7 protein-coding genes are annotated in these 13,399 nt (G+C 44.0%); 2 read left to right on the top strand and 5 right to left on the bottom strand.

The features are described 5' to 3' along the window. Positions 1-91: 91 nt before the first annotated feature. The 3 genes from V7K61_RS04560 to V7K61_RS04570 form a co-directional block, all read right to left on the bottom strand. Positions 92-2,308: an EAL domain-containing protein gene (locus V7K61_RS04560; protein WP_335051343.1), complete on the bottom strand. Its 2,217-nt coding sequence runs from the start codon at positions 2,306-2,308 to the stop codon at positions 92-94. Positions 2,309-3,026: 718 nt separating this feature from the next. Continuing rightward, complete coding sequence (locus V7K61_RS04565) at positions 3,027-7,319, bottom strand: ATP-binding protein (protein ID WP_335051345.1); 4,293 nt, start codon at positions 7,317-7,319, stop codon at positions 3,027-3,029. Positions 7,320-8,171: 852 nt separating this feature from the next. After that, the gene (locus V7K61_RS04570; protein ID WP_335051347.1) at positions 8,172-10,508 is read right to left on the bottom strand and encodes an EF-hand domain-containing protein; all 2,337 of its coding nucleotides are present in this window, start codon (positions 10,506-10,508) and stop codon (positions 8,172-8,174) included. 591 nt (positions 10,509-11,099) lie between these two features. Here V7K61_RS04570 and V7K61_RS04575 point away from each other — a divergent pair. Continuing rightward, on the top strand, positions 11,100-11,516 hold the full coding sequence (locus V7K61_RS04575; protein ID WP_334881379.1) for a XisH family protein: 417 nt from the start codon (positions 11,100-11,102) through the stop codon (positions 11,514-11,516). Beyond that, positions 11,504-11,833 (top strand): XisI protein, encoded by a 330-nt coding sequence (locus V7K61_RS04580; protein WP_096727587.1) that lies wholly within the window; start codon positions 11,504-11,506, stop codon positions 11,831-11,833. The genes V7K61_RS04575 and V7K61_RS04580 overlap by 13 nt, the downstream gene beginning before the upstream one ends. Positions 11,834-12,081: 248 nt before the next feature. On the opposite strand, the gene V7K61_RS04585 is transcribed toward V7K61_RS04580, so the two are convergent. Together V7K61_RS04585 and rtcA are read right to left on the bottom strand one after the other, a co-directional pair. After that, the gene (locus tag V7K61_RS04585; RefSeq protein WP_335051349.1) at positions 12,082-12,291 is read right to left on the bottom strand and encodes a hypothetical protein; all 210 of its coding nucleotides are present in this window, start codon (positions 12,289-12,291) and stop codon (positions 12,082-12,084) included. Positions 12,292-12,306: 15 nt separating this feature from the next. Continuing rightward, positions 12,307-13,353: an RNA 3'-terminal phosphate cyclase gene (gene rtcA / locus V7K61_RS04590; RefSeq protein WP_335051351.1), complete on the bottom strand. Its 1,047-nt coding sequence runs from the start codon at positions 13,351-13,353 to the stop codon at positions 12,307-12,309. Positions 13,354-13,399: the final 46 nt, after the last annotated feature.

Raw genomic sequence — 13,399 nt, forward strand, 5'->3', positions numbered from 1 at the left:
TGCTTGATTTCTGATTTTTGAATTTTTTGGCTTTGCTTGTTTTCAACTCAGCTTCCCTGAGTCATTTTCTGCTTTTTAGTCTAAAGTCCAGTTATTTAGCATCAGCATTCTCACAATCCATCTGCACCACACAATTTCTCCCTTGTGCTTTTGCCTGGTAGAGTCCTTGGTCAGCAGCAGCAATTAAGGTTGCAGGAGATAGTTGGCTATCAGGAGTGATGGTTGCCACACCAAGACTTAGGGTAATGAATTTACTGATCTGAGAATGGGGATGAGGCATTTGTAATGCACTAACATTGGTCTGAATATCTTTTGCAACTGCAATAGCCCCTTCGATATCAGTATTCGGCAAAATGACTGCAAACTCTTCTCCACCATAACGAGCCACTAAATCAGCGGGGTGTTTAACTGTCTGAGAGATTGCCTTAGCAACCTGTCTGAGTGCATCATCTCCTGCCAGATGTCCATGCGTATCGTTGTAAAGCTTAAAGTAATCGACATCACACAAAATCAAAGATAGCGAACTTTGCTCTCGTGCCAACCATTGCCACTGCGTGTTTAACGTGTCATCAAAGCAGCGTCGATTTCCCACTTGGGTTAGACCATCGGAACAGGCAAGGCGTTGTAATTCCTGGTTTGCTTGTTGTAATTGATGGTAAAGTTCTGATTGCTGAATAGCGATCGCAGCTTGACCTGCTAACTGGTTAAACAAGTTAATCTCTGATTGCTGCCATTGTCTGGGCTGACGGCATTGGTGAGCAATCAATAATCCCCACAAACACCCTTGCTGCAAAATTGGTACGACAAGGTTTGCCCGGATTTGCAGACTTCTAAGGAGGTCAATATGACACTGCGATAGTCTCGCAGTTTCAATGTCTGCGATCGCTCTGGTGTTACCTTCTTGGAAGTAAGCTGCACGCGTGGATTTAAAGCACGTATCCATGACGTGAAATCCCAAAATCGACATACACCCTTCTGCTAAGGATTCTACAGCGACTAACCCACTCCAGTCTGGCTCAAACTGGTAAATCAGCACTCGGTCTACCTCAAAGAGTTGTCGCACTTCGGCTGCTGTGGTTTGCAAAATTTCGTCTAACTCCAACGATTGGCGAATGCGCTGCGTTACAGCCGCAACAATTCGCTCAGACTCGCTTTGGTGTTGAACCTGCTCAACTACCTGAGAATTTGCTGATGCTATAGTTAACAAGATTTGCTCAAAGTAAGGGGTTGTAGTGACAGGCGCTGCACTGGGTTTAGCAATCAAATAGCCTTGAGCAAAATTTGCACCTCGTTCTCGCAGCCAGTTCAATTCCTCAATGCACTCAATTCCTTCAGCAACGGTTTGAATGTTTAACTTTTGAGTAATCTCTAGAAGCTTCTCGGTAATCGAAGCTTTGTAAAGGTCTTGATGTACATTTCGAATTAACTCCATATCCAGCTTGATCAAGTCTGGACGTAACTGATGCAGCAAGTTTAGGCTGGAATAGCCAGAACCAAGGTCATCAAGAGCGACTAAAAACCCGGCATCTCGGTAGTATTGCAGCACTGCCTTAAGGTGGGCTAAATCTTGAGGATTGTCTGACTCTACAACTTCAAAAACAACGCGATCGTGAGAAATTCCAGCAGTATCAATTGCCTCTACTGTACTACGTAGGCAAAAAGCTGGGTCATAAAGTGATGTTGGTGCAAAATTGATGAAGATGTGCCCACTTACTTGATAGCGGCTGAATTGAGTGATTGCGCTGAGTCGAGCAACTTGGTCTAGTTGTGGTAGAAGTCCGGCTTCGGTTGCTAACTCCAAAATTGGTGTTGGTAGCACTAAATTGCCTTCTTCATCCAGTCCCCGCAAGAGCGATTCATATCCAAAAATCTGTGATGTATCGTTAATTGAGACAATTGGTTGAAAGTAACTAGTGAATCGTTCCGTTGCCAGCATATCAACCAGCCAGTCGGATTGGTTCAACTTAATGAAGCGTTGTAATGAGGCTATGTCACTAAAATCATGGAGTTGAGGTTGGAAAGTACCTTGCATGAAAAGGACTTGCGTCTCTTTTAATTCTCTTGGTGCAAGTAGTTTGGCTAGGTTACGAGCAATTTCTAGGGACTGTCCGGGTTTACAGTCTAAACTTAAACCTGGTCGCTCGTGCATCAGTTCATACTTAAGGGAAAACTGCTGTAGGTAGGAGGTGACTTTTATCAGGGTATGTGAAACGGGAAACCAGAGAAAGAGCCTACCTGCCTCCTTATTCCGGCAGCGTGCGACATTGCGACAAGCACAGGTTTTGGAGATAGGACATATTTGGCTCATAGCTAAATAGTTTGAATTTGCTCAATCCGATTTATTCTATTATTCCCACTATTTTTAGTGTAAAAGATAAAATATACTTCAAATACATGAAGATTTGATGAGTTAAGTAAACTAAATAATTTAGCTGAGTAAGTGACTCAGAAACACATACCAAAATTTATACTAAAAGCCCAAGTAATTTCCGATGTATATTGTGTAATCAAGCAAAAAAGTTAAGAGTTATATTAACAATTTAAGTTACAAAATAAAGGGAATACAAATTTGAAAAAAGAATGCGACAAATAGACCATTTGTAGAGACGCGATTCATCGCGTCTTTAGCCAAGGATGTGTTGCAATTATTAATTGAATTAGTATAAAATTAGCCAGATTAGTAACAGCTTTTAGCTAGATTAATTCAGAGTAAATATATCTTTTTGAAGAATGAATCTAGCTCAATAAATAACAAAATATTTGAAACAATTTAATAAGTTTAGCCATGAATAAATGAGCTTTCACTCTAAATCCCTCTCCCAATGTTGGGAACTACAGTGTACACACAAGTCGAATTACCCCCCTTAATCCCCCCTTATAAAGGAGGGAAACAAGAAATCTAGTTCCCTCCCCTTTATAAGGGGAGGGTTAGGGTGGGGTAAAACCTTGGGTTTTTCAGCTATTTCAGACTTGTGTATAGATGGTAGCAATGTTGGAAGAGGGACTTTGAAATTGGCTCCCTGTACTTAGACGTGCCCACTTCTACCAATTAGAGTTGCAATTGCCTTGACTAACTCATCTGGTTCGACGGGTTTGGACAGATGCTTTTGAAACCCTGCTTCAAGTGCTTGTTGCTGATTGATTTCTCCGGCATAAGCAGTTAAAGCGATCGCCGGAATTCGTTTGGCTTGGTTTGCCTGCAATGCTTTAACTTGGCGCATTAGCATATAGCCATCCATCTCTGGCATCCCAATATCACTGAGTAGCATATCTGGTTCTGACTTTGCCAAAATTTGTAATGCTTCTTTTGCTGATGTCACTGCTGTCACCATTGCTCCAGCCTGTTCTAGTACAAATGTGTGGAAGTCACGGGTATCATTGTCATCATCTACAACTAAGATTTGGATGCCTGCCAGGATTTCAGGAAAAGGAGAAGGATTTAATGTAGCAACATTTATATCTTGTTTTGGGGTTAAATCTTTTTTAATTAGTGGTAGCCTAACTCGAAAAATAGCTCCTTGCCCTTCACCTAAACTTTCTGCCTGAATCGTACCGCCATGTAATTCGATCAAATGACGCACAATTGCTAACCCTAACCCCAATCCACCAAATTTTCGGGTTGTCGTGCCATCAGCCTGACGAAAATATTCAAACACATAAGGTAGAAAGTCAGGGCTGATTCCCTTACCTGTGTCGCTGACGGTAATTTGAGCTTGAGCGTCAACGCACTCTAGTTGAATATCAATTTTTCCTCCTTCAGGAGTGAATTTAACGGCATTCGATAAGAGATTCCAAATAACTTGTTGTAAACGACTAGAATCACCCAAAACTTGCCCAAAAGAAGCATCTAGCATCGTCTGAATTTGAATATTTTTAGCTTCTGCTGCCAAACGGACTGTTTCCAATCCCGCCTCAATCACAAATACTAGGTTGACAGGTAACATCTTCAGGTTGAGCTTGCCTTGTAAGATTCGAGAGACATCGAGCAAATCTTCAATTAATTGAGCTTGTAATTGAGCATTCCGCTCGATAGTTGCGATCGCTTTCTTCAATCCTGCTGCGTCAAACTCACGAGTCTGCAAGAGTCTCGCCCAACCAAGAATCGGATTCAGAGGCGATCGCAATTCATGGGAAAGTACCGCCAGAAACTCATCTTTAATCCGGTTGGCTCTTTCGGCTTCAGTTCTGGCAGCTTGCTCAAGTTCTAGGAGGCGATCGCGTTCGGCTTCTGCAACTTTACGTTCGGTAATGTCAATGACTGAGCCGATGTAACCTTTAAACTGACCGTCCACTCCAAACCACGGATTAGCGGCATCAATGCAAGAGCGATATTTGCCGTCTTTACGCTGCAAGCGGTACTCCATACGAAAAGCCGAGTAACTGCTAGTAGCTTCCAGAAAAACATTCCTGGCGTCATTATAGTCTTCTGGATGCACAGCATTTAACCAGCCAAATCCCAGACCCATTTCCTCGGTCTGACCTGTAAAATCGTACCAGCTTTGACTGAGATAGGTGCAGTAGCTATTGGTATCTGTCACCCAAACCATGAAGGGGGCATTATCAGCCATGTTGCGGAACTTTTCTTCGCTTTCCCGAAGTGCTTTTTCTGCTTGTTTGCGATCGCTAATTTCTGTAACAAAAATGCTGACTCCCTCTGCAAAGGGGTAGACGCGGTTCTCAAACCAGCGCTGCCAAGGCGCATAAAAGTATTCAAACTGAACAACAGTGTTTTGGGCGATCGCTCGATGAACCTCGGTATCAAACTCGCTTTGAACCATATCGGGAAAAACTTCCCAAACGATCTTACCTAGCAACTCTTCTTTTGGGATGCCAACAACATTTGCTACCTGTTCATTAACAAAGGTATAACGCCACTCTCGATCCAATACAAAGAACTGGTCTTGAATGCCAGCTAGGACAGTCTCTAAGTGTTCTTTCGCCACCTCAGCTTCAATTCGCAGCCCTTGTTCGCGTTCCATTGCCTCTTGGCGGAGACGAGCCATTTTTAGGGCTGCTTCTACCCGCGCCAACAATTCACGGGCAGAGAAGGGTTTAATCAGATAATCATCGGCTCCCGCCTCTAACCCTTCCACCCGTGCCTCTTCTCCCGCCCGTGCCGACAACAGAATGATGGGAACTTTTTGCGTCAGCGGATCGGCTCGTAATGCTTGCAGCAGTCCAAAGCCATCTAATCCAGGCATCATCACATCTGTCAGTACCAAATCAGGGACACGTCCACGAGCAGACTCCAAAGCAGTTAAACCGTCTGGCACTGCTTCCACTTCATATTGCTGACTTAATAGCCGATTGACATAATCACGCATATCTGCGTTGTCGTCAGCGAGGAGAATTCGGGCAGAGAGAGCAGAGGAGCGGAGGGGCAGGGGGGCAGGGGAGGCAGGGGAAGAATCTATATATGATGTGTAGTCTTCTTGAACTATTTTTTCTCCCCCTGCTTCTCTTCTCCCCCTGCTTCCCCTGCTCTCTTCTTCCGGTAGCCACCGCAGGGCTTCTTCTAAATAAGGTGTTGCACCTAATGCGGTTGAAGCTAAAGTTCGCGGGGCACTAATCCGGTCTGGAGGCAAATGAGCATATCCTGTGGGAATTGACACAGTAAAGCAACTGCCTACTCCGAGAAGACTGGTAACATCAACTGTTCCACCATGCATTTGCACCAATTCTTGCACCAGTGATAATCCAATTCCTGACCCTTCAAAAGTTCGTCCTTGCGCCCCTTTGACGCGGTGGAATCGTTCAAAAAGGTGGGGGATTTCTGCGCTTGGAATACCGATTCCTGTGTCTTTGACTGCAAACTCAATATGGTCATTTGACCACTGCAAACTGACCGCAATTTCTCCAGCCATCGTGAACTTGAAGGCATTCGAGAGCAGGTTAAGAACAATTTTTTCCCACATCTCCCGATCTACATACACTGGTGCTGGCAGGGAAGGACAATTAACTGATAACTGCATCCCTGCCCGTTCTACTGCGGAACGAAATACACTAGCTAGTTCTGCGGTGAAGGTGGCAAGGTTGGTGGGTTCATAAGAAGCTTGAACCCTTCCGGCTTCAATGCGTGAAAAGTCTAGCAAGCTGTTGACCAGTTTCAGCAGTCGAAGTCCGTTGCGTTGCACCATTTCTAGCTGCTCTCGCTCTTTGGCTGGAAGCAGAGTAGCACAAGTGGTTAAGGTGTCCTCTAATGGCCCCAACATTAGGGTAAGTGGGGTACGGAACTCGTGGCTGACGTTGCTGAAAAAAACGGTTTTGGCGCGATCGATTTCTGTCAAGGCTTCAGCACGTTTGCGTTCTTCCTCGTAAGCCTGGGCGTTAGCAATGCTGGCTGCAATTTGAGCCGCAACTAAATCAATGAATCCTTTATAATTGTCGTCGAATAGCCTGAAGGGGTTCAAACCAGCGATTAATATACCAGCTTTTCCAGTTTGACCAGATGCGGCAATAGGTACTGCGATCGCTTGGTGGGGCGATCGCTGCCAAACACCACAGGGTAGACTACTAAAAGACACTTCCAAATCAGAAATTAATTTTGCCTGATGCGTTTTAATCACTTCTGCAAAGGGCCAAACCCCATCAGCATCGAGAGCCACTGTTTCTGGAACTGCTACGTGGTTTTGCCCAATGCGGCAAGTTCCAGCCAGAAAAACTTCCTGCTTATCGGGATCGACCAAATAAATCATTGCAAAAGGGAGATCGTAAGGGTTGCTCTCCAGACAACTCACACTCAATGTACAGGCTTCATCGAATGTCCGCGCGTCTGCCGTCCTCGCCGCTAGTTCGCGCAAAAGTGCCAACTGACGCTCACTAATAATCCGCTGCGTGTCCTCTGTGTTAGCGCAGATGATCCCGCCTGTGTCGCCTTGGTCATTAGGAACCGGGCTATATGAAAAAGTATAATAGGTTTCTTCTGGGTAGCCATTGCGCTCCATAATTAGCAGCAGCGCTTCGTCGTAAGTACCCTCATTCTTTAGCATCGCTGATTCGGCGCGAGGCCCAACCTGATCCCATATTTCCCGCCACACGTATGAAGCTGGCTGTCCAAATGCTTCTGGATGTTTGCCGCCAATAATAGTTTTATAAGCGTCATTGTAAAGGTTAATCAGTTCCTCGCCCCACCAAACAAACATGGGTTGACGGGAAGTTAGCATAATTCGCACGGCAGTCTTCAAACTCTGTGGCCAGTGCTGTGTTGGGCCAAGGGACGTTTTTGCCCAATCCTGTTCTCGCATCCTAGCACCCATTTCACCCCCACCGATAAGGAAATTTACGTCGGCGTTGCTTGCTAACGTTGACTCGTTCTTCATTAATTCCTCTCGATTGGTCATGTGTCGGTTACAGGTTACATCGGTGGTTGTCTTTTAGAAAAAATCCTCTATAAACTAGACCTTGACGCTTTTAAACAGTCATTTTAGAGGATATTTAAAGGTACATACAGCGTGAGATGCCAATGCTGTGACTTTTCAAAGCATTGAAATTGCCTTTTTGGGGCAAGTTTCTACTTTGGCTATTTTTATTGTCTCCTTTATATCATCGATATTTCAAGCTACCAAGGGCGATTCTCATTTAATGTTGCAACGGCGATGTAGCTCAAGCAAACGGGTTTTAATGGGTTGCGCTAAAATTCCCCTGCCGACGAAACTTTGAAGGAGGGGAATTAAAGCATTCCTAAGTTAGGACTTACGCATTGACGCAAAATACAAAGTATGAAGGGCTTGAAAAACCACATCTGTCGTAAGGGCACAGCAATGCTCATTGGTGTCAACTTAAGCCGAAAACTATATCGGACAGGCATTTTGCAAATCCCTCACGCCCTCATCCCCTAACCTTTCAAAGGTAGGTATTTTGTATTTGGTCATTTTTTGACCATTTCAGCCGATACTTAAATCCTGAAACGACTAAACCACGTTAAACAATTGAGAATTTTCTCAACTATTTTTGAGATTCTGAAAAACCTACCCTTGAAAGCATCCCCTAACCCCTTCTCCCAAGGGAGAAGGGGAATTGAATGTCTAGCTCCCCTCTCCCAAGGGAGAGGGGCTGGGGGTGAGGGCAAAACGTTGTCACCAAGCGGGTTTAGCGTTAAGTTGACAAAAACGATCTATTTTCGTGAATACCTACCATGATTAATTTATACAGTGCGTAAGTCCTATAAGTATTTAAATCGTTTCTGTAAACATACCAGTTCGGGCAAACTCTTCTTCTTCAGGGGTGAAGAGTGGAGGTTTATCCACAAGGCTAGGCTCAAAGTAGTATGTCTCTTGGAGAAACTGCCCGATAATGACAGCTTCCTCTAAATCCTTGATGTGGTTCTGTGCAACTATACACGCTTCTTTAAGATTATTCGCATCGCCCTTCTCCAGCAGCTTTGGTAATTCTGCTTTTACCCCTGTCAGCCGTGCCAATGGTTTGAGAATTCCGTAGATGTTGTAGATACGAGCAGTTTCTATGCTGGTGTATTTGAGTGCATTGGCTCTTGCTAATTCAGAGTCAAGGCTGGGCCAAAAACGGGTAGTGTAGAACGCTTTCTCATCCTTGTGATACCATTCTTCCGATCGCGCAATGGAAGAAGAAACGGTGTTATGCAGTTTCCAGAAGAATAACCGCAGGGAGGAACCATCTACAACGGTGGATAATTTTGCCTCTAGTGACACCTCAAAGTCAGTCAGGTTAGGATCGCGCCCAAGCACCAGGTATTCTACAGGATACATATCCACTTCCTTATTTTGGACAACGTACATATTCAGGTGGTGTCGGCAGTAAGGACAGGGGTACATTGTGGCAAACAGTTGGAAGAAATCTTTGAAGATTGCGACTGCGGCTTTTTGCTGTTCTGGTGTCTTGGTAGACACAATCTCAGCTGTGGTATGGAAAAAGCGCCACACTGCCGGGCCAATGTAGTAGGGGAAGCTGACTCGCATTTGGGAATCCTTCACCTCAGTCCGATCTAGATAGACATCAATGAATGCTACATACTGCGATAACGCACCTGATTCTCGTCCAAATTCTAGGCGTTCGCGGCGTTTCTGCACTCCATTTAGGTAGTGATGCGTTAACCGCCATGCTTGTTTGAGGATCAATTTCTGTTTGGGAGTGCAACGGGGAAAATTTTCTGCAACATCCGCCCCGTAGCGGTTAAATTCTCCTGAGTTTTTTGTACACTGATACCACTCATCCAAAGCCGCCTCATTGGGTACAGTGTTGTTTTGGATATCTGCTGTGGTAGAAACACTAAATGCCGCCAACAACTTCGGCATGAAGTCTTCATACCAGTATGCTACTGGCATGATTGCACCATCTATTTCCTCAGTTGCCTGAGAGAGAATGACGCGGTTCCACTTATGCAAATAGTCTTTTGGATTTGCCTGAGATTTAGTTGGGGGTGGAGCCATTTCTTCGTTCAGTTCTATTCCCCGGAGACGATTGAGTTCGTTAATCGCCAGCACACCTTCTACGATGTCACCCAAGCTGAGACTTTTCTTTTTAATCGTAATTGCAAACTCGACTCCAGCTGCAAACTTTTCTTTGACATTGGCAAATTTACTCCGCGCCTCTAAAATCGCTTGCTGTTCTGCCAACATTTCTGGTGTCTTTGCTACTGTTTGCCAGTTTTTGATCCGCTCCTGCAATCGGGCATATTCATCGGCAATTGATTCAACCACTGCATCCAGGACGGGGTAGCAATCCTCGGATACTATACCTAATGCTTTGTAAAGTGCGATCGCTTGTTTGACAAACTCCACAAAATCAGTAATTCTGTATGGCAAGTTTTTCACCCGCAAGTGAGTTTCGTGATTTGCAGAGAAACTCTCACGGAAACTGCGGTAGGCTGCTCCTTGAATCAAACGAAACAAACCAATCTGCATTTGTAAGGGAGACGTACCGCTTTTTTTCTGATTCGGTGAGTTTGGGTGTTGTGCTAACTGTTCTCTTAACTGTGCCAACTCTGGAGTCGTTGCTTCTGGCGTCGATTGGGTGCTAGCTGCTGCGGCCTCATTGGAAGTAGCAACTGTTTTGAGCGAACTGTTAAGGGAAATCGGTGAGTCTTGATAACCAGTTTTGCTCTCTGACTCCTCCGGTACTAGCTGACAGAATTCTTCAAAGTCAATTGAGCCATCGCCATCATGATCTACTTCCTGCAACATCTCTTTCAATTCAGCGTCTGTCAGCCCAAACTGAGTCATCACTGTCCGCAGTTCAACGGTAGTAATTTCACCGCTACCGTCCTCATCAAAGGCACTGAAGGCTAACTTAAGGCGACTTTGGCGATCGCCTACTTTCGCGATCATCAATGTTTTAAATTCTTCAAAGTCAATAGTGCCTGACAAGTCAACATCAATCTCCTTAATCAAGTCACGCAGCCCCGCTTCCGTGGGATTTTGCCCTAGCGATCGCATTACCTCCCCTAGTTCCTCGGTTGAGATCGCTCCGTTGCCGTCTACGTCTAATACTTTGAAAGCTTGCCACAATTTTTCTATTTCTTGTTCATCAATCATGGTTTTGTTCCAATTCTATATCTGTCCCTAATAAATTTATTACCATGTTTTCTAACAGCTACTGCAATGCTGTCTAATTATATTAAGTAAGTATTAAGTATTAGGAACGTCTGAACTTAGTCTCAACCTTACTTGCAGTCGCCTTGTAAATTTGTCAGTTGCTTATTGTTGCATCAATGCAGCTTTACGACTTTAATTGCAAATGCTCCCCTGCCTACCACTTCCCTAATCTTTCACCTCACTTCCCGAATTTCTCACAAGTGAGAAAAAAACGCTTAGGTTAGCCACCCGCATTTCTCACAAGCAGTAAAAATCAATTTACATGACCTGATGTAAGACATTTTTTTGATACATCATCATTTCAAATTTAGGTAGGTAAATAATTAAGTATAAAATCAGACCGAAAAAGATAAAATAGTTACTAAATTTATTTGAGTACGCAAATACAAAAACTCTGTTCATAAAATAAGCATTTCAAAACTAGACTTGGATAAAACCAAGTCCTAAATATTCCTCAGCGATCGCTTTTCTGATTTGTGGAAGGCGATCGCTTTATGGTATGAGTAGTGGTTAAATAAATTTAATATATGTATGCCAGCTAAAGATATATTTCATAATATAGTTAAAACAGCCCTCGAAAAAGATAAATGGACAATTACTGACGAGCATCTATTTATTCAAGTTGAGGATATTGATTTTTACATAGACTTAACAGCAGAGAGAATTTTAGCTGCTGAAAAAACTGGTAAAAAAATAGCAGTAGAGATAAAATCCTTTTTAGGAGCCTCAGACGTAACTGAATTTCACCTAGCTCTTGGTCAATGTCTCAACTACCGTTCAGCATTGAGGTTGACTGAACCTGATCGGATTTTGTATTTAGCTGTTCCGGTAGATGTTTATAATGAGTTTTTTAGTCGGAAGTTTATTCAAAGAATAATTGCTGAATATCAACTAAAATTACTAATTTTTAATCCAGAGCAAGAGGAGATTGTTATATGGAGAGACTAAATTATCAAGAAATAGTCCAAAAAATTTTGGAAAGTCATGCCAAAAATCGCTCAAATAGTCAGACAGAAGTCAAATTGTTATTTGATACTGAACGCGATCGCTATCAAGTTATGAACATTGGTTGGCAAGAGCTAACGCGAATATTTGGTTGTATTATTTATGTAGAAATTAAAGATGGCAAAATTTGGATCGAACGCGATGGAACGGAAATTGGAGTGGCTAATGAATTAGTAGAAGCTGGAGTTCCTAAACAAGATATAGTTTTGGCTTTTAAAGCCCCATACAAACGAAAATTTACTGAGTTTGCTGCTAGTTGAAGCACATAAAAGTTAGGAAATCTACGGCAATTAGGGAAATAACAACTTTATAGCGATCGCCTCGTATTGTCGGCTAACGCACCTTTTCAATTATCGGTGAAATGTCTATGATGCTGTAAACCAGAGAGCGATAAGCAAAGCTTAAGCCTTCTCTGCGAGACGCTGTTCGCGTTCGGCTATCGCAACTTCTTCACCCAACAACTGCGATCGCTCTAACACACAAAACTATTGCATACGCACATCTCTCATCAAAGCCATTTTAACCGAGGCGCGATCGCTCTCTCTAACAAACAAAGTAGCTCGATCATAGTTCTTCCTGCATGATGGAATCGTAATCCTGCCACCATAACGCCGTGGATGATCGCCCTATCTGTTGTTACCGAAAAGGCAATGGTGGCACATTTGGCATACTCGATAATCCGCAAATGCGATCGCAATGATACTCGATCAGAAAGCACTAATAAACACTTATTTTATCTAGTCAAACTCTTTACTGACACTATTTTCTCAGCTTCATCTACTGTTATTTGTGCCAACCCAAACTGTTCAATAACTGCTGCATTCGTCGTCAAATGCCTACTCACTTCAGCCACTCGATACTGACTTTCTTGTGAAGCTAAAGCGGCTGGCAATAATAACTGATCTGCTAAATGTTCATCCACAGGTGCGCCGGTGTAATGAAACTCAAGCAGTTGCTGACAAGCAATCTCTGCAACTGTTTCCGCCGACAACCGCAAACGCCCAAATCCACCAAATCCTGTTAAGCTATTCTGATACTCAGCAGTGAGGAAAATACCCGCCCCAGGTGCTACACCTCTTTCTCGTAAGGTCTGTACAGTAACCTTTAAATGAGCCTCCCGTAACAAATTCTCCGCACGATTTGCCATCCGTTGCGGAATATGGGAAGGCAATTCTGTCACCACTGCTAGTCCCCGCACCTGTTGTAAATCACCCCGTTCCAACAAGTCGATCCCACCGAGTTTACCACCGCCATCTACCTGTAACTCTACCTCTCCCCCACCTTGGGGATACCATCCCCAAGCGCCTAACTTGACTTGGGCTTCTACACCCATGCGTTGCAGTATAGGCAGATAAACTTGCTCAATGTACGTCGCTGTGGGGCTAAAGTTTACATGAGTTCCACCCTTTAGTGTCACCAAAGAATTGCCAGATGCTAGTGCCAAAGGTAAGAGAATTGTCTGTAAAACTAGAGCGATCGCACCCGCAGAACCACCTTGTTGTGCTTTACTAACATCAAAGGTGTAAATTCCCGCTTGCACAGCACTACCTGGGATGAATTCGAGCAGCATTGAACCCAAAGCATCACCCCGTAGTTGGGCATTACAAATTCTCGCCGCCGCCCGAACTGCTGTTAAATGTTGTGCTGCTAATCCTGGCTTTTTGCGTCCAGCGCGAATGCCTGTAATTCGTATGGGTTCGCCGGTAATGGCGGCTAGGCTTAAGGAAGTGCGAAGAACTTGTCCGCCTCCCTCTCCGTAGGAACCGTCAATTTCAATCATGGGCGATTATTGGAATGTTGGATTTTGGGTTATCCCCACGGCTGTT

The organism is Nostoc sp., from assembly GCF_036918015.1.
Taxonomy (GTDB): Bacteria; Cyanobacteriota; Cyanobacteriia; order Cyanobacteriales; family Nostocaceae; genus Nostoc.